This is a genomic window from Cerasicoccus arenae (assembly GCF_014651635.1).
GTDB classification, from domain to species: domain Bacteria; phylum Verrucomicrobiota; class Verrucomicrobiia; order Opitutales; family Cerasicoccaceae; genus Cerasicoccus; species Cerasicoccus arenae.
In genome coordinates this window covers 266577-285384 of record NZ_BMXG01000001.1, presented here as the reverse complement: position 1 = coordinate 285384, position 18808 = coordinate 266577, and the positions used below count along the sequence as shown (strand labels likewise).

Here is an 18808-nt window from a genome sequence, read left to right as displayed (position 1 = left end):
TGGGGAAGTTTTTAGCCTATTCTTAGGATCATTCCTCGTTATAAATAACGGGCATTTGCCCCTGCCACTGGTTCCAGAGTTTGGGGTTGGTGATGAGATCAGCCATAAAGTGGGCAACGTTGATTCGGCTCGTCTTGCCCGCGTTGAAGATTGCACTCCGCGTTGGCGATGCGTGCAGCGTGTACGGTGTAACCTCGTCTTGGTCGATCAGGCCGTCTGGGCGAACGGTGACCCATTGGATGACGCTATTGTCCTGCCCAATTTCGGCCCGCAAGTAGTCTGCCGCCTCCTCGTTGTCGACATGGGGAGGGAGTAATAAGCGGAGCAGCCCGATCACACACTTTTGGGGAGAGGAGATTGGCTCATTGAGGTCGCGATTTTGGTTCCCAGTTGTGTTCATGAGCACAAATTTGATCGAATCTGTTGCGCCGGTTGATTCAATGGCGTTGCATATTCGGCGGGTGGCATCGGTTACGAGCCTGCGGGGGTGGCTGAAAAGTCCTTTAAAAGTCAGATTATGGCCAAGGCATGAAGCGATTGCATTGCAGCCGCGGACATGCGCAGCTATTTCTGAATCACTGAGGTCGAGTAGGCTGGCTTGGATCACAGACAACCGCGGGTTGTCCTTCATTTGTTTAGGCAAGCTCTCTGATGATCGCACGATCGCCTTCACTTGCTGCCCTCGTTTCAGTAATTGCCCGACGAGTAGTCGACCAGTTGCTCCGCTTGCGCCTACTACAAGTGTGGTCATTTCTTTGGTGTCATGTTGAGGGACCCGACGGTGGTTCAGGAGGAGGGCTGAGTCAATGGTTCGCTCCTTCCTTCAAATTTCAGTATGCCGCATCGTCGATTTTCTTTGATGATTGAAATGCCGTGTCGGTGCTTTTCGTTGTTTCCCTAAGCGCACTGGGCCGTTTAAATGCCGCCCATGAAAGTTTTGATCCTTGGCGTCAATGGATTCATTGGCAGCAGTTTGGTCTGGAAGATTCTCACCGAAACGGACTGGGAAGTCTGGGGCATGGACATGGCCGACAACAAGCTCGGCGCGTCCATCAGCAACCCACGTTTTCACTTCTTTGAGGGGGACATGACCATCAACAAGGAATGGATCGAATATCACGTGAAGAAATGCGACGTCGTCGTCCCACTGGTCGCCATTGCCACACCAGCCCTTTATGTGAAAGACCCAATCCGCGTCTATGAGCTGGATTTCGAGGCCAACGTCTCCGTGGTCAAGAAGGCCGTGCAATACAAGAAACGCCTGGTGTTTCCGTCCACGAGTGAAGTTTACGGCCTAGTGCAGGACAATGAGTTCGACGAATACACGACGAACATGGTCTATGGCCCGATCCCCAAACAGCGCTGGATTTACGCCACGATCAAGCAACTCCTCGACCGTGTCATTTGGGCCTACGGCGAAACCGAGGGGCTCGATTTTTCGCTTTTCCGCCCGTTCAATTTCGTCGGCCCCAAGCTTGACGATGTCAACGACCCGAAGGAAGGCTCCTCGCGCGTAGTCACGCAATTCATCCACAACATCATTACGGGCAAGCCAATCAAGCTGGTTGACGGTGGGCAGCAAAAGCGCTGTTTCACGTTCATCGACGATGGTGTGGACTGCATCATGCGCATTATCCGCAATGAGAACGGTTGCGCCTCGGGCCGAATTTTCAACGTTGGCAACCCTGGCGAGGAATTTTCGATCAAAGAGCTGGCTTACATGCTTGTGGAACTCATCGGCGAATATCCAGAATATGCCGACCTCGTCAAAAAGGTTGTGATCGAGGAAGTCTCCAGCGGTGCCTATTACGGGGAAGCTTACCAGGACGTTGTCCACCGCGTACCCAAGGTCGAAGAAGCGAAAATCCACCTTGGCTGGGAGCCCAAGACCGACCTCCGCACCGCACTAAAGCTCACCCTAGACTACCATTTACGCAATCAGGACTACGAACTGAACGCGATGAATGTGCGGTAGAATCAGGCCTCGGCATTTTGAAAGCCAATTTGGGCTTTTCCCTCTTGACTGAAGTAAAGCCTGGCGTAGTATCGCCCGCTTCTCTTGTTCTTATATAGATTTTAGGCGGTTTTAGCTGTTTGACACTTCACGCTAGGTGCGCTCATTTTTGAAAAATGATGACTGCATTGTATTAATGTGATGCGGTTCGGTTAAGATTGAATGGAGTCAGTGTTATAAGTTATTGATAATCAATAAAATGGGTCGATAGCTCAATCGGTAGAGCAGTTGCCTTTTAAGCAATTGGTTGTGGGTTCAAGTCCCACTCGACCCACCATTTTTCTGAGCAGAGAGATCATAGTAATGACATCTCCCCCCCCCCCGCTTAGCGATCGGGGAACGGTTTTTCCTAACCGTTACTTCGGCGAGCTTAGTCTTAATTTCTGCGAGGCTTCAACAAGGGAGCCATTTATGAACAGGAAGCTACAGGGCTTGTGCACTTATCCTGATGGGGCAATCCATTTAGGGAAGGTCATTGGTCACTGTGAAAATCTAGGGTTCATCGCATAGGTGACGTTTTTTCCTTCACCTTGTCGCAGGGCTTCTTAGGATGAGGGTCTGGATTCACCTCCACCACCCCTGTTCATGCAAGATTCATCTCTATCCTTGGCTTTGGCAAAAGTGGTTGCCGTAGCAGCTTGGGCCGACGGCGAAGTCGCTCCCGAAGAGCGAGATTGTCTGATGGATTTGCTTTATCAACTGCCAGGGTTGAGCCTGAAGGACTGGCGCAGAGTGCAAAAATTATTGGATCGCCCAGTTAGCCCCGCTTCTCGTTCACGTTACATGAAACAGCTTGTGGAGCAGGTCAAAGACGATAATGCCAAGATTTTCGCCTTGTACGCCTTGGAGCGAATGGTGGAAGCTGATGGTGTTATTGCCGACAGTGAGCGGGGAATGATCGCCGAGTTTATCGATAAAGTCGGCGCTTTTCCTCTGGATGCGCTTAACCTTCTACTTCAGGTCCTTGAACAGCCAATGGAGCGTCGGATAAAGGCTGCTAATCGCACGGAGCGCGAATTTGCGCCAGTGGACGAAGTCATTGCTGAGCGTATTGACGATTGGATGCAGGGTGAATTTGGTCTGGAAGACCGGACGAAGACGGAACTGCGTCGTCTCTGCTTGGCGGGCATACTCCTAGCCCGCGTCATCCACGCCGACGACTATATTGACGAGCGTGAGTTAGCCGTTGCGATTGATTTTCTCATGTCCAACTGGAAGCTCGAGCGCGAGCAAGCGGAATTCATCATGATCGTTTCGCTGTCGGACGCATTCAATGAGCTAGACGTTCTGAGGGTTAGTCGCTGGCTCTTTGAGGAGACCAATCTCCGCGAACGGCGGCGTTTCTTGGAACTATTGTTCGAGATAGCCATCATTGATGGTGAATTACTGGACAGTGAGGTCGACGAAATTATGCAGATTTGCGCAAACTTGCGCCTTGATCATCTCGACTTCCAACGTCACTACGAGCGCGTCAGCGAAATGGCGGGCTGAGGCCTTAGGCGCTCCGGAAGACGGGTCTCGTAGTGAAAGGCTGTGCTAGGGTGCATGGTTGAAAATGTCGATGATTTCGCGATTCTTTTTAGCAATGCGGTAGAGCTGGTCTTCGATCAGGACGTCTTCGGTGCCCTCGGGGTGCTGAATACTGTCATAGACATCCTTTGGAAGCTTGCGGGCGTGGTCGTAAATGTCGTTCGGGATGACGGAGCCCAAGACCAGTTTTTTTTGCCAACCGGAGGGGAGGGCTGCGCCGCTCTCGGCCTTACGCTGGAGGCCAGGGGGGAGGGGGGCTACGTTCTTCCAGCTGTTGCCGTTGGCCTTGAGATATTTGTCGAGCGCTTGGCGGGATTGTGCATTAAAGCCGTCGCGTTGGCGTACTTCCGCGAGTAGGCTGGCGTTGAGTTTGGCCTTTTCATCCATGGCTTCGGCCTGAAGGTTTTTCTGATCCTTGGCAATCGAGGCCTCGATGGCCTGATAGCTGGACGCCTCACTTGAAGACTGGCCGGCATTGGCTGAATTACCCGGGTTTTCGGGCTTGCCGTTGTTGGCGGGTTTATCGGCAAAAAGCGGGTTGGCGAGGCAGAGTGTGGCACCGGTTAATGCACACAAGTAGCGGAAATGTCGTTTCATGTCGTGACGCTAGGTAGGATTTTATCGGCTGGCAATGGAATCTTGCGGGGGCAAATGCACGCTATTCATTGGCCATAATTGCGATGGACATTAGCTGCGCGGCTGCTACCGTGCTTTGTTTTCCATGAATCCCGTACTCAAATTGATCCTCGATGGCGAGCCGCTGACCACCGCACAGATGGGCAAAGTGCTGGACATGTCCCGAGAGCAAATCGACGCCGAGCTGGAAAAGCTCCGCGCCGAAGGTATCCTGCTGGGCTGGCGCCCGATCCTCAACCCGGACTACTCCGGGCCAGACGAAGTGCGCGCCGTGATCGAAGTGAAAATCAGCCCCGAGCGCGAAGGCGGCTTTGACCGCATTGCCGAGCGTATTAGCAAGTTTGACCGCGTGGAAAGCTGTTACTTGATGTCCGGTGCCTACGACCTATTGGTCGTCATCAAGGCCCAGAATTTGCAGCGTGTGGCGTCTTTTGTATTCGAAAAGTTGGCCACTGTAGCGGGCGTCAACTCAACTGCGACGCACTTCATGCTGCGCGCCTATAAGGAGCAGGGCCACTACATCGCCCGCCCCGAAGAAGTCGACGCGAAGCCAGCGGTCAGTCCCTGACCACTGGGAGGTTAAAGTTGAAAGGTTAAAGATTAAAGTTCCTGGATGCTTTCACCTCCGATGGCATCTGTTTTTTCATCTTAGCATTTTCACCCTCTTTAATACCAACTGTCTTTAACGTAATACTATCATGTCCTCCTCTCAACGATTCGTCGCCGATCACGTCGCCGGGCTTCCGAAGTCTGGCATCCGTGACTTTTTTGCGATTGTGTCACAGATGAAGGACGCCATTTCCCTTGGGATTGGCGAGCCGGATTTTGTGACCCCCTGGCATATCCGGGAGGCGGCAATTTACGCGTTGGAAAAGGGTAAAACGAGCTATACCGACAACAAAGGGCTCATCACGCTTCGCCGCGAAATCTCGAAATACGTCGAGCGGTTCTTCCACGTTAATTACAATCCAGACAACGAAGTGCTCGTCTCGGTGGGCGTCAGTGAAGCGCTGGATATTGCTCTGCGCGCGATCTTGAACCCCGGTGACAAAGTCATCTATCACGAGCCTTGCTACGTGAGCTACAGCCCGAGCATCACGCTTTGCCACGCGACGGCGATCCCCGTGGCCACTAGTGCAGAGGACGATTTCGCCATCGATCCGGACAAGCTCATTGCAGCTTGGGAGCCAGGCGTTAAAGCGATCTTGCTCAATTTTCCGACGAACCCTACGGGCGGCGTCACCGAGCGCTCCAAGCTGGAGCGCATTGCCAAGTTTGCCAAGGAGAAGGACATCGTCGTCCTTGCAGACGAAATTTACGCCGAGCTGACCTTTGACGGTGAACACGTCTCCATTGCCAGCTTCCCTGGGATGAAGGAGCGGACTATTTTCCTGCACGGTTTCTCTAAGGCATTTGCGATGACGGGTTTCCGCATCGGCTACGCCTGCTCTACGCCAGAGTTGGTCGAGGCCATGATGAAGGTCCATCAATATGCCATGATGTGCGCGCCGATCCTCTCGCAGGAAGCCGCGATCGAGGCTCTCCGCAACGGCGAAGAAGCCGTGCTGGACATGAAAGATAAGTATCAGCAGCGACGCGACTTCATCTGCCGCCGCTTCAACGAAATCGGCCTCAAGTGTCACGTGCCCGCCGCTACGTTTTACGCATTCCCGTCGATCAGAGACACTGGTCTGACGTCGATGGAATTCTGCCAACGCGTCCTGCAAGCTGAGAAGGTCGCCGTCGTGCCGGGCACTGCGTTTGGCCCAAGCGGGGAAGGCTTCTTCCGCGCCAGTTTCTCGAACAGCTACGACCAACTGATGCGCGCCACCGACGCCATCGAGCGATTTGTGGATACACTGGTGAAGGAGCCAGTGGCGAAGTAGATAATGTTGGATTCGTTTTTTTAGCCGCGGATTGGCGCGGATGAAACGCGGATGCCAGCAGATGCGTTCGGATGTTATAATTTTAAAAGCATGAAATGGGACTGGAATTTGAGGAGATAACAAAAGAGGTCATTGGTGCCGCGTTCGATGTTCACACTGAGCTGGGTTATGGATTCTTAGAAAAGGTTTATCAGCGGGCGATGGTCGTTGAACTGGACTCTCGGGGCATTGCAGCAGAGTCTGAAAAAGGGATCCAAGTCATTTACAAGAATCAAATAGTCGGAGATTATTTCGCCGACCTCCTCGTCGAATCAAAAGTCGTTGTCGAACTCAAGGTCGCCTTGAATTATAATCCTAATGATGAAGCTCAATTACTCAATGAAATGAAAGCTACTGGCATTCGTGTTGGCCTTTTAGTTAATTTTGGGAAGACTAAGGTCGAGTTCAAGCGCTTCGTCCGCTCAGAGAAAAGCTCCTAACTCATTCGCATTTTCGACATATTCACATCCCGCTGGCATCCGCGTTTCATCCGCGCCAATCCGTGGCTAAAAAATTCAATCAAACACTTTCATCATGATTTCCAACCGCACCGTGGCCCTCGTAGGCCGGCCTAACGTCGGCAAGAGCCGGTTATTTAACCGTCTGCTCGGTAAGCGCGTGGCCATCGTTCACGATATGCCCGGAGTCACACGTGACTTGGCCATGGCGGTCGTCGACGAAGATTTTCTGATCATGGACACTGGCGGCATCGGCATTAAGCCCGAGATGACCCCCGCTGCGATCCACGAAGCCACCGAGGAACAGGTTGAATTGGCGATCCAGGCTGCGAATCTCGTGCTCTTTGTCGTGGAGGGACCTGAGGGAGTGACTCCAGTGGACCTTGACGTTGCCGACATGCTTCGCCGCTCCGGCAAAGAAGTGCTGACAGTCGTCAACAAAATCGACCGCCAAAGCGGCGCGCTCAACCTCGCTGAATTCCATCGAATGGGCTTTCGCGATGTGCTGGCTGTTTCTGCTGAGCATGGGCAAGGCTCGCGTGAGCTCTTTGACGCGATCACGGAATTTCTCGGCCCCAAGCCAGAGGCACCGGAGGTTGACGAGGATCGCCGGATCAATATCTGCCTGTGTGGCCGTCCGAATGTGGGCAAGTCCTCTTTGGGGAACGCGCTGATTCGGGCTCCACGCCTGATCGTGAGTGACATTGCGGGAACGACCCGCGACGCCATTGAGCATGAACTGGACTATACGGCCAAGACGGGCGAGGAATGGAAATTTCGCCTGATCGACACTGCTGGTATGAAGCCTAACCGCAAGCTGGGTTCATCACTGGATTACTTTTCCAATCTACGTTCCTCGGGCGCGATTGAGCGGGCCGACGTCGCTTTTCTCATTTTGGACGCGTTGTCGGGCGTGGCTAAACACGATAAGAAAATTGCGGGCGAAATCGCCGATGCTGGCGTTGGTCTCGTTGTCGTGGTTAACAAATGGGACCTCGCGTTGGACAGTTTCCGCCAATCCAAGGTGGATGGATTTACGAGCGAAAAAGAGTTCCGTAAAGCTTTCATCGATGCCATCCGCGAAGAGCTGTTTTTCCTGCCGAACTCGCCAATCATTTTCACGTCTGCCCTAACGGGCTTTCAGGTCGATGAAATCCTGAAGTCGGCAGTGATGGTCGATACGACGCTTGGAATGGAGCTACCGACTGCGCAGGTCAACAAAGTCTTGGGCGATATGCTGGAGCGTCAGAAGCCAAAGATCGTTGGCGGTCGCCGGTTCAAGGTCTACTACGGCCTGCAAGTAGCGCAGCGCCCGTTCAAGATTCGACTATTTTGTAACCGTGAGGAGAAGCTGGAAGATAGTTACTTGCGCTACCTCGAAAACGGCTTTCACAAGAATTTCCGTTTGGATGGTTGCCCGGTGAAATTTGACCTGCGCGGCAAGTCTGCGGAGAATCCTTATTACACGCCAAACACGTCCCAAAATAAAGGCAACAACGCGCTCAACAAACACGGCAAGGGAACGCCTCGCAGGCCCATGCGCCGTAGCCGGAAAAAATAATAGCCTTTCGCAATTAGCCCTGTGGCATGTTTTCAAGCTCAGCCACAATGGTGCGGAAAGACGGATGCTCGCGCAATTCCTTGAGGTCGGGGTCGTCGAGAAGCCAGCTCACATCGCGATAACCTAATTCCACGGCTTGACGCAGTGAGTGCAGCGCTTCTTCGTTTCGGCGTTTAAGGGCGAGGGAGCAGGCAAGATTGTAATGCGCAGTGGGATTTTTCGGCTGTAGATCAACGAGGCAGGTGTCCATACGCAGACTGTTGTCTACTTGACCAAGATCTGAGTAGAGGCCGCCGAGGATTTCGATGACTTCTGGGTCGTTCGGGTCTCTCCGATGGACGCCTTCGAAAAATTCTATCTCGAAACGATGATCGTCTTGGGCCATGGCGGCAGGGGGGCTATACTTTTTCGCTCTTGGCGATGCTCTTACGGGCAGTCACTTGTAGGCGCATGGCAATGGGTTCCATGCCAAGACGTTCGCACACGGTCTTACCATACCATTCCATGAACGGCGCATCGACCTCATAAATTTTGTCATTATCGGCGTCAATAACCTGTGCCTGAAAGGTGCGGCTTTCGCGATTAGCCAAATAATATTTGTTATCCAAGCCTACATCGACTTCTCGTATCAAGCTACTTTCTACTAGTATAGGTAGTGAGCGATAAACCGTAGCGCGTGAGACGGATGCATCAATGCGGCGGGAACGATCCAGCAGATCTTCAGCCGTGTAATGGTCATCCGCGCCGTAAGCGGCATCAAAGATGGCAATACGTTGATTGGTGACGCGTAAACCCTTGCTGGTCAGGAACTGCTGGAAAGTCTCGCGTGGATTTTCCAGGTCAATTTCGGTCGTCTCGTTTTCGGTCATGGCTTATTTTTATTGAGACTAATTTGAGACTTCTGGGCTTCAGGTCAATCCGGAATCACTTAAAAAATGGGGGCTATTCAACCATCAGTGAAATGCGTTTGAAGGTTGACGGAGCATATTTAACTGACAAGATGCTACATTACAGATCGGTTGTAGCCGATGTTATGCAAATACTTGAACACTCATCTAACACTATGAAGCGCACTAAGTCCCTCATTAAAACCGTCTTGGTTCCGGGTCTGGCGATTGCCGCACTGCTTTCGGGCTGTGGCACGACAGGCGGTAAGGCTCCTGCCCCACAACCACAGACTGCGGCTCCCGCATCCGTTCCAACCGTCCAACGTCAATCTGGCGATGGATACGTTGTATACGAAGATCATCTGGTCAAAGTAGTAAAGCGTTATGGCTCCGGTTCGACCGTTGGCCAAACCTATACTTATGACATCGATGTGACTGCCAAGCAGGCCGTCACCAACGTCGAGATTGACGAGTTCCTGCCGAGCTCCGTTAAGTTCAAGGATTCTGACCCGAAGGCTGCAATGAATCAGTTTGGTATGCCAAGCTGGGATCTGGAAGCCATCAAGGCAGGTGAAACCAAGAACATCAAGGTCATGGTTATCCCTAGCACCACTGGCACCTTTGACGTTTGTTCGGTTATTCGCGCAGATCCGCTCGTTTGCCTCCCGCTCTTCGTTGGCGAGCCTAAGCTCTCCATCACCAAGACTGGTCCAGCAATGGTCGAGTTGGGTGAATCCGCCACTTGGAACATCGCAGTCAAGAACGTTGGCAATGCTGCCGCTGACATGACCACGATCACGGACACAATGCCTAAGGAATTCACGCCAGCAGGTGCACTCAGCAAGAACGCTGGTACGCTTATGCCGGGTGACACCGCGACCTTCCAGGTTGCTGGTAAGTCCACCAAGGTTGGTAAGTTTGTTAACGAAGCGACCGCCAACTTCGACGGCGGCACACCAGTTTCGGCTACCGCTCCAATCGAAGTCGTCAACTCCGCAGTCTCTATCACCAAGACAGGTCCTGCTGAGCAATACATCTTCGTTCCAGCTGACTACAAAATCACGATTACCAACAAGGGTAGCACCACTCTCACCAACCTCGTTGTCACTGACAACATTCCAGACGGCGCAGTGCTGCATGGTAAGGTTGAAAAGGGCGGCGAAGTCTATGACGTGAAGTCCTCTGGTCAGACAATCTTCCTTCAGCCAATGCATGATCCTCGCCGTAACATCTACGGTTACTGGCTGCCTGGTCACCCGAATCCACAAGTCGACGACACTGCCGACCAAGTGGTTTGGAAGCTACCTTCCTTGGCTGCTGGCGAGTCCCACACTTGGACACTCACCTACACTTCGGCTAAGCCCGGCACCCTCACCAACGTTGCTACTGTCAGCACTGACCGTGGCCTGAGTGAAAGCGCTTCGGCTAAGACCCTCTGGAAGGCTGTTCCTGGTGTTCACACCACATTGGCAGACTCGATTGACCCAATTCAAATCGGTCAGCAGACGGTCTACACCATCCGTGCACTTAATCAGTCGCCTTATGAAGGCATCACGATTACTTCGCAGGTTCTTACCTTCCCAGCTAATCTGAAGATCAACAGCGTCAGCGCTGGTGGCACGGTTTCTGGTCAAGTAGTTACCTTCGGTGCGGTTGATCTGGCTCCTGGTAAGGAAGTTACCCGCACAGTTACTGCAACTGGTGTAAGCGGCGGCACAGTTACCATTCCGATGGAAACGATGACCAACTTCCGCACGGTGCCAATCGTGGACCAAGAATCCACCACGATTTACTAAGCTAAATCGGTTAAGTTAAACTTTCGAGAGCCCGCGGTAATTACCGCGGGCTTTTTTTTGTTTGGGAGATTAGAGGAAAAAATTGAAGATTAAAGTGGTGTGCGGGCGGTGCTCATCGTTCCATAGACGTGTTGGTTGTCACCCAGTTTCGCGCCCGTTAATCTTTGATTCTTTCTCTTTAATCTTTTCCATGCTCATCGACGTCCTGCCACTGACCGGCCTTGATCGTTCCTTGGCCTACGCTGTGCCCGAGGTGATGCAGGGCCAGGTCTTCGTTGGCTCACTTGTGCGCATCCCGCTGCTCAACCGAACGGAATTGGGTGTCGTCGCGCAAATGGATTCTAAGGAAGAGGTTCCGGCAGGTAAATTAAAGTTCATCTTCGAGGTCCTTTATAATACGCCGGTCCTTGACGGTCAGCTGATCCAGCTCGGGCGATGGATGCAGCGTTATTATGCTGCGACACTGGATGCTGTCTTTGAAACGATGATTCCTGGTGCGGTGCGTCAGCAGACTGCGCCGAAGCTTCGTTCGTTGATTGAAATCGGCCAAATCCTACCCGATGAGGAGATGGCCGCCCTCGAAAAACGTGCTCCCAAGCAGGCGGAACTGTACCGGTTTCTCCAGCAGCAAATCAAGCCACTGCCGAAGGGAATGGTGCTTCAACGCCTCAAGGTTAACGCTGCCAGTTGCACCACGCTTGTCAAAAAAGGCTTGGTGCGTGAGTTCGCTGAGCGGGAGGAGCGAACTGTATATACCGACGACCTCGCTGGGGCGGAAACTGTCGCGGCGCATGATGTCGTCCTTAATGATGAGCAACAGGCGGCGGCGGACGATTTTCGAGTGAGTTTAGCGTCCAATGAGTTTCGTCCGCATCTCTTGCACGGAGTCACTGGCTCTGGGAAGACTGAGGTTTACCTCGATACTATGCGGGCCACGCTTGCGGTGGGGGGGGGGTGATTTTTCTCGTGCCCGAGGTCGCGCTGACCCCGCAGACGGTAGGGCGGCTGCGTGCGCGATTAGAGCGGGATGGTGCGAAGATCGTAGTTTGGCACAGCCACCTTTCGGTGGGAGAGCGGTTCGATGCTTGGTTTGAGTTGGCCAAAGGCGCAGCTCAGGTGGTCGTTGGGGCGCGATCAGCAATTTTTGCGCCGGTGCGAAACTTGCGCCTCGTCGTGGTCGACGAAGAGCACGAGCCGGCCTATAAGCAGGGGGAGACGCCGCGCTATCATGGCCGTGATGTCGCTGTTTATCGTGCAATGCTGGCCCGGGCAACGTGTATCCTAGGCTCGGCGACGCCGTCTCTGGAGTCGCTTTACAACGTCCAGCAGAAGCGCTATCAGCTCAATCGCCTGAATAAACGCGTTGATGACCGCCAGTTGCCAACGGTGCATATTGTCGACATGCGCCGCGAAAAACTCCGCGCCGATGGCCTTTCATCGATCTCACAAACGTTGGCGGAGAAACTTGTCGACCGCTTCGAGAAAAGAGAGCAGGCCATTCTTTTCCTGAACCGTCGGGGCTACTCCAATAGTATTCTGTGCCCTGATTGCGGTTTCACGCCCGAGTGCCCGCATTGCGCCGTCACGCTGACTTACCACAAGACAGACGAGCGCATCCGTTGCCATATCTGCGGTTATTTTGAGCGCGCTCCACAGCGCTGTGGTAAGTGCGGTTCGGTGGAAATTCGCAAACGCGGCTCTGGTACCCAGCGCATTGAGGAGGTTGTCCAGAAGATTGTCCCCCGCGCCAAAATCGTACGGATGGACACCGATACGATGACGAAGAAGAACCTCTTCCGTCAGATACTTGGTGATTTCCGGAAGGGAAAAATCGATATCCTGGTCGGCACTCAAATGATCGCGAAGGGCCTCGACTTTCCCAATGTCACGCTGGTCGGGATGATTGATGCAGATATTTCGCTCCACATTCCCGATTTCCGCGCTGGTGAGCGCTGTTTCCAGCTACTTGTGCAGGTCTCAGGTCGAGCAGGGCGGGGGGATAAGGCGGGGGAGGTCATCGTGCAGACCTTCATGCCGCACCACGAGCCGATCCAGTTTGCACGCCGCGGTGATTTTGATGGTTATCTGGAGGTCGAGTTAGAGCAGCGCCGCGAGTTTCACTATCCACCGTTCCGCCACATCGTTCGCCATCTCTTTCGGGGGCGTAACCCAGACAAGGTCATTTTCTACGCGGAAAAATGGGCCGAGCTCATTGAGGAGAAGCTCGAGCATGCGGTCGAAATTCGTGGCCCTGCGCCTGCTCCCTTGGAGAAGATGAAGGATACCTACCGTTTCCATATTTGGTATTTCCTCAACAACGTGAGCAAGGTCCTCCCAGACATTCTCGCTCTCCGTAAGACCTTTCCCATGGACGAAGACGTTATCGATGTTTTTGACGTTGATCCTGTCGATATGACTTAGGGGGGGGGGGGGGGGAATCGGGCTGTGCGGATTATTGCGCACGATTATCGATTAGTCAAAAACTGCCATAGGGTATATAGCTGATGATTTATCATCTATTCAGTTGCCGAATCGAGTCTAAGATTGTGGGGGTTACGGGTTTACGAAACGTGCACTTATATTAGCAGGGTGTAAGGTGTTTGCATAGTGGCGTGGGCATAATCAAACGATTGGTTTTTGCCTCATATTGCAGTAAATATCGATGACTTGGGGTATTTTAGGCGTTTTTTATAAGCCATTGAATGCCAGTCGAATGACTGAAACTCATGTATGGTCCGACTTGAAGCTATGAGATTTGTTTTTGCCAGAATATTAAAATGGAGCTTGTATTGGATTTTATAATGATATAATCGATAACTTATCACCTTATTGGTGTTCGTTAATCTCTCGTCTCATTCTCGAATGACAAACCCCATTGATAAAATGAAAATACCTCCGCGTTTACTCTCCTTCTGCAGGTCATGCAGTCGGCGCCAGTTGCTGGCTTTTATGGCTTTTTCAGCCCTAATATTCTCCGTGCCGAGTGCACGTGCGGTTACGTATCCGGCCACTAATTACACGAATTTCCCGGAAGGTAGCTATAACGATGGAAACGCAACAGAACTCGAATACCGGTACTTCGTTCCGGTGAACTATGATGCGAATGATAGCCAGACGCTTTATCCGCTCGTTTTGTTTCTACACGGATCAACTGAAAAAGGTGATGATAACAATAAGCAATTGGGTTCTAATGCCAACAGTTCGATGATATTCGTCTCCAGCGCTAATCCTGACAATCAGACCGATTTTCCCTGCTTTTGGGTTGCTCCGCAATGCCAGTTAGATGACTGGGGCGATGATTATTTACCCGCTCAAATCCAAGGACTGCTGGATGACTTGATCGCCAACTACCATATTGATCCTGACCGTATATACATTACTGGTCTCTCTCTGGGGGCTAACGGTCTAACCACTCAGCTTAGCCTTTATCCGAATCGCTACGCAGCTGCCAATCCGAACTGTGGAACTGCCAGTGGGATGGAGAGCGTATATGCCCACGTCCCACTTTGGGCATTTCACGCTGCCGATGATGGGGTTCAGGGCGTTAATGGCTCAGATGTAATCATCAGTGGTATGCGTGCAGCCGGTGGCACTCCCATTTATACTCGCTATAATACAGGCGGTCATCATGCTGGTTGGCTTGGTGCATATAGTCCGGACACACCTTTGGTTCCGTGGATGATGTCTCAACGTCGTGGCCAGGAGCCCGTATCCATAGTCGGGCCACATCTCAAGGTGACCTCTCCCACGAGTTCCGGAAATATATCGACTTCGGATAGCAGCGTTGTCTTGAGCGGTGTGGCCGATGCGGATACCACACATATTTGGTATCGTAATAATCAGTTCTTCAACGAAACACCTCCAACTGTCAGTGGAACGACCAGCTGGAGTGTCACCGCCAGCCCGCTTCGGGGAGACTCAGTTAACCCAATATATTTAGAGGCGGAAACCATTGCTACACCAGTGTCAGCGAATTATGGTGGAAAAACGACAACCAATGCCCATGTCATCATTAATCATGTGACGGGTGATTCGACTCAGCCAGTCGTTACGATTACTTCGCCCACGAGCAGTGCTACCTACGCGACCGCTGCCACCACAGTAGACATCGGCGGAACTGTTTCGGATAATGTTGGCGTTACCAGTTTGTCCTGGTCCAATAATCTGGGCGGTAGCGGTAGCATAACTATTGGAGCTACTTGGCAGTACAACAACATTCCACTGCAATCGGGTGCCAATGTCATTACCATTACTGCGCTGGATGCCGCCAACAACGTTGGAACGGACGTCATCACCGTGACTTCATCACCGACGCCGGCGAATCAATCACCGACAGTTAATGCTGGTACGGATGATTCGGTTACTTTGATTAGTGGTACGGGCGCGTTGGCTCTGAGTGGTTCTGCCAGTGATGACGGTTTGCCGCAGGGCAGCTCGTTGACGACGCAGTGGACAAAGTTCAGTGGCCCCGGAACGGTCACTTTTGCGGACGATTCCCAGTTGGCAACCACGGCGACTTTCACCGTGGAAGGCACTTATGTATTGCGCCTGACTGGAAGTGATACCGAGCTGAGTGCATCGGATGACGTTACGATAACGGTTTCTGTACCAACGAATCAATCACCGGTCGTCAATGCCGGTACCGACGATTATATTACTTTGGTTAGTGGCACGGCCGCTTTGGCCATTAGTGGTTCTGCCAGTGATGACGGTTTGCCACAAGGTAGCTCGTTGACGACGCAATGGACAACCTTCAGTGGCCCCGGAACGGCAACCTTTGCGGATGATTCGTTGTTGGCAACCACGGCGACTTTCACTGTGTCAGGCACCTATGTATTGCGCCTGACTGGAAGCGATACTGAGCTGAGTGCCTCGGACGACGTTACGATAACGGTGAACCCAGAAGGTACGCCCCCTCCAATTACTTATCCGACTGTCAATTCGACGAACTTTCCGTCCGGCAGCTATGATAATGGTAACGCGACATCTCTGCATTACCGGTATATGATTCCTGAGAACTATGACTCAAACGATGCCGGAACACTCTATCCTCTGGTTCTGTCGCTGCACCGAGCAGACGAACGAGGAACCGATAATAGTTCGCAGCTGGTGAATAATGCCAATGGCTCAATGATCTTCATCTCAACGGCTAATCCTGACAATAGGGAAGCATTTCCCTGCTTCTGGGTGGCACCTCAGTGCCAGTTGAATAATTGGGGTGATAGCTACTTGCCTGGGCAAATCCAAGGGATGTTAGACGACTTGATCGCCAACTACCATATCGACCCCGATCGCATTTACATCACGGGAATGGGTATGGGAGGAGAAGGCGTGGTCAAGCAAATCGACAGTTATCCCAGTCGTTATGCTGCAGCCAACCCCAATGCGGGATCGGTTCCATCGTCTTATGCCGATAATTATGCACATATCCCGCTCTGGGCGTTTCATTGTGTCGATGATGCAACCATAGGAATCAATGGCTCCGATCAGATTGCAGGTCAAATGCGTGCGGCAGGAGGCAAGCCCATCTATACAAGGTATGATACCGGAGGACATTCTGCTGCCTGGACACGCGCATACGGCTCGCAGACACCTTTGGTGGCTTGGGTAATGTCGCAGCGCCGCAATCAGGAACCCGCATCCTTGGTCGGCCCCTACATCAAGGTGACCTCACCTACAACAAGCGGTAGCACGACGGTATCGGGTGGTAGCCTTCCGTTGAGTGGGGTGGCAGATGCCGATACCACGAATATATGGTATCGAAATAGCCAGTTCTTTAATGAACCTACGCCCGCTGTGAATGGAACGAGCAGTTGGAATGTCACAGTCACGCCACTACGATTATCGACCGAAGGTACCATCAACGAGATTTACCTCGAAGCTGAAACCATTGCGTATGGAGCTCCAGGTAATGGAAAAACGATAACGAATGACTTCATTGATGTGAACGCTTTGAGTGGTGGTGATGTAACGCTGCCAGTTGTTTCGATTACTTCGCCAGCGAGCAATGGCACTTACGCAACAACAGCCTCCACGGTTACCCTTGCGGGTTCGGCTTCGGACAATGTGGGCGTGAGCAGCCTTTCCTGGGCCAACAATCAGGGCGGCAGTGGTAGTATCACGGTTGGGACGTCTTGGCAGGTGAATGACATCCCACTGCAAACGGGTGACAATGTCATTACCATTACTGCTTTGGATGCCGCTAGCAACGTAGGAACGGATGTCATTACCGTCACTTCATCATCGGCACCAACGAATCAGTCGCCCGTTGTTAATGCCGGCACCGACGATTCCGTTGCCTTGAGTGGTGGTACCGCCGCCTTGGCGATTAGTGGTTCCGCCAGCGATGACGGTTTGCCACAAGGCAGCTCGTTGACGACGCAATGGACAACGTTCAGTGGTCCCGGAACGGTAACTTTTGCGGACGATTCTCTGTTGGCGACAACAGCGACTTTCACCGTGGAAGGCACCTATGTATTGCGCCTGACCGGGAGCGATACCGCGCTGAGTGCATCGGACGACGTCACGATAACGGTTACTGCACCGACGAATCAGTCGCCCGTTGTTAATGCCGGCACCGACGATTCCGTTACCTTGAGCAGTGGTACCGCCGCCTTGGCCATTAGTGGTTCCGCCAGCGATGACGGTTTGCCACAAGGCAGCTCGTTGACGACGCAATGGACAACGTTCAGTGGCCCCGGAACGGTCACTTTTGCGGACGATTCTCTGTTGGCGACAACAGCGACTTTCACCGTGGAAGGCACCTATGTATTGCGCCTGACCGGGAGCGATACCGCGCTGAGTGCATCGGACGATGTTACGATTACAGTGAATCCGGAGGCTTCGCCTATTAGTGCGCCAGTGCTCTTCGACTTCGGAGATGCGGCATACACTACGGCAGGTAATTGGAATAACCTCACGACTAGCTGGGCTGGCTCGTTTATCACTGATGCGATTGATTCCGACGGGTTGTTGACGGGTATCAGTCTCTCGATCGACAGCGGTTTCACATCAACTAACGGTATGGGTGTGGACAGCGGAGTGATTTATCCGAACACCGCTGCTCGAGACTCATTCTATGTTGAAAATACTCAATTGGCGACAGTTGTGCTGGATGGCTTGGATATCAGCAAGACGTACACGATCCGGCTATTTGGTTCGCGTGCGGGTGCCGGTAATCGGGGTACTCTCTACACGATTGGTGTAGAATCTCAGCTATTGGATGTGACGGATAATATCACCACGGTCATTGAGTTTACCGAAGTGATGCCTGAGCTGGACGGCTCTATCTGGCTCGATGTTGAAACAGATGATGGGGTGGGCTATGGCTACCTTGGCGTCATTGAGCTGATTGAGGAAAATGGTGCAGTTGAGCTCTGGACTTCGGAAGACATCGGTTCAGTGACTGCCGCGGGCAGCGCGACGGCTACAGCGACCGGCTTTATTATTGAGGGAGCTGGCGGCATGGGCCCATGGCAATCATCCGACTTGTTGCATTTCGCCTATATTTCCTATACAGGAGATGTCACTGTTACTACCCGTGTCGACTCAGTTACCGCAGAGCACGACGAATCATCCTCAATGATTATGATGCGCCCAACGACGGACGATGGCTCACGGTTTGCAGCGGTCGGTCTTGAGGCTGTTAATGGTGGGACGAATTCACATCGGCCGACTGATGATTATGTTGGGAATTGGCCTCGGGATAAACTGTGGGGGCCGGTTCCTCCTTACTGGATTCGTCTCCAGCGCGTCGGCGATACATTCAGCAGCTTCCTCTCGCCGGATGGTACTACGTGGACGCAGCTTGGGACAACGAGTACTGTTGATATGCCTGATGAAATTCTGATCGGTTTGGGTGTTTACAGTCGAGTTGGCGGTACACTGACAACGGCTGAGTTCAGCAACTTGATTATCGAATAACGCTTCAGAAAGCTTTGCCGAAGGGCTTAAACACAGTGCCCGGTTGCTTGCGCTTGCATGCAACCGGGCATTTTTTGT

At 52.5% G+C, this 18808-nt stretch carries 14 protein-coding genes and 1 tRNA gene; 11 read left to right on the top strand and 4 right to left on the bottom strand.

What is annotated here, in order from left to right; translation table 11 throughout:
- Positions 1–28: 28 nt before the first annotated feature.
- Positions 29–751 (bottom strand): NAD(P)-dependent oxidoreductase, encoded by a 723-nt coding sequence (locus tag IE065_RS01275; protein ID WP_189511031.1) that lies wholly within the window; start codon positions 749–751, stop codon positions 29–31.
- 177 nt (positions 752–928) lie between these two features.
- Between IE065_RS01275 and IE065_RS01270 the strand changes: the two genes are divergently transcribed.
- The 3 genes from IE065_RS01270 (at position 929) to IE065_RS01260 (ending at position 3505) form a co-directional block, all read left to right on the top strand.
- Positions 929–1975, top strand: a complete 1047-nt coding sequence (locus IE065_RS01270; protein ID WP_189511030.1) for a bifunctional UDP-4-keto-pentose/UDP-xylose synthase — start codon at positions 929–931, stop codon at positions 1973–1975.
- A 240-nt stretch (positions 1976–2215) separates the two neighbouring features.
- Positions 2216–2291, top strand: a tRNA-Lys gene (locus tag IE065_RS01265).
- A 308-nt stretch (positions 2292–2599) separates the two neighbouring features.
- Positions 2600–3505, top strand: a complete 906-nt coding sequence (locus IE065_RS01260) for a TerB family tellurite resistance protein (protein ID WP_189511027.1) — start codon at positions 2600–2602, stop codon at positions 3503–3505.
- Between the two features lie 45 nt (positions 3506–3550).
- On the opposite strand, the gene IE065_RS01255 is transcribed toward IE065_RS01260, so the two are convergent.
- Positions 3551–4141 carry a hypothetical protein gene (locus IE065_RS01255; protein WP_189511026.1) on the bottom strand — a complete coding sequence of 197 codons (591 nt, stop codon included), beginning with the start codon at positions 4139–4141 and terminating at the stop codon, positions 3551–3553.
- A 124-nt stretch (positions 4142–4265) separates the two neighbouring features.
- Here IE065_RS01255 and IE065_RS01250 point away from each other — a divergent pair, with 124 nt between their 5' ends.
- The 4 genes from IE065_RS01250 (at position 4266) to der (ending at position 8124) form a co-directional block, all read left to right on the top strand.
- The gene (locus tag IE065_RS01250; RefSeq protein ID WP_189511024.1) at positions 4266–4748 is read left to right on the top strand and encodes an Lrp/AsnC family transcriptional regulator; all 483 of its coding nucleotides are present in this window, start codon (positions 4266–4268) and stop codon (positions 4746–4748) included.
- A gap of 130 nt (positions 4749–4878) precedes the next feature.
- On the top strand, positions 4879–6066 hold the full coding sequence (locus IE065_RS01245) for an aminotransferase class I/II-fold pyridoxal phosphate-dependent enzyme (protein ID WP_189511022.1): 1188 nt from the start codon (positions 4879–4881) through the stop codon (positions 6064–6066).
- A gap of 95 nt (positions 6067–6161) precedes the next feature.
- Positions 6162–6545 (top strand): GxxExxY protein, encoded by a 384-nt coding sequence (locus tag IE065_RS01240; protein WP_189511020.1) that lies wholly within the window; start codon positions 6162–6164, stop codon positions 6543–6545.
- 94 nt (positions 6546–6639) lie between these two features.
- Positions 6640–8124 carry a ribosome biogenesis GTPase Der gene (gene der, locus IE065_RS01235; protein WP_189511018.1) on the top strand — a complete coding sequence of 495 codons (1485 nt, stop codon included), beginning with the start codon at positions 6640–6642 and terminating at the stop codon, positions 8122–8124.
- A gap of 13 nt (positions 8125–8137) precedes the next feature.
- Here the strand turns inward: der and IE065_RS01230 are convergent, their stop codons facing one another.
- Both IE065_RS01230 and IE065_RS01225 read right to left on the bottom strand, forming a co-directional pair.
- A complete protein-coding gene (locus IE065_RS01230) occupies positions 8138–8509 on the bottom strand; it encodes a tetratricopeptide repeat protein (RefSeq protein ID WP_189511016.1) in 372 nt (123 codons plus the stop codon).
- 13 nt (positions 8510–8522) lie between these two features.
- Complete coding sequence (locus IE065_RS01225) at positions 8523–8993, bottom strand: Fur family transcriptional regulator (protein ID WP_189511014.1); 471 nt, start codon at positions 8991–8993, stop codon at positions 8523–8525.
- 194 nt (positions 8994–9187) lie between these two features.
- Here IE065_RS01225 and IE065_RS01220 point away from each other — a divergent pair, with 194 nt between their 5' ends.
- From IE065_RS01220 to IE065_RS01210, 4 genes are all read left to right on the top strand, one after another.
- Positions 9188–10807 carry a DUF7507 domain-containing protein gene (locus IE065_RS01220; protein WP_189511012.1) on the top strand — a complete coding sequence of 540 codons (1620 nt, stop codon included), beginning with the start codon at positions 9188–9190 and terminating at the stop codon, positions 10805–10807.
- Between the two features lie 190 nt (positions 10808–10997).
- The gene (locus tag IE065_RS17930) at positions 10998–11765 is read left to right on the top strand and encodes a primosomal protein N' family DNA-binding protein (protein WP_229792035.1); all 768 of its coding nucleotides are present in this window, start codon (positions 10998–11000) and stop codon (positions 11763–11765) included.
- Between the two features lie 8 nt (positions 11766–11773).
- Complete coding sequence (priA, locus tag IE065_RS01215) at positions 11774–13228, top strand: replication restart helicase PriA (RefSeq protein WP_229792034.1); 1455 nt, start codon at positions 11774–11776, stop codon at positions 13226–13228.
- A gap of 528 nt (positions 13229–13756) precedes the next feature.
- Positions 13757–18730: a PKD domain-containing protein gene (locus IE065_RS01210; protein ID WP_189511010.1), complete on the top strand. Its 4974-nt coding sequence runs from the start codon at positions 13757–13759 to the stop codon at positions 18728–18730.
- Positions 18731–18808: the final 78 nt, after the last annotated feature.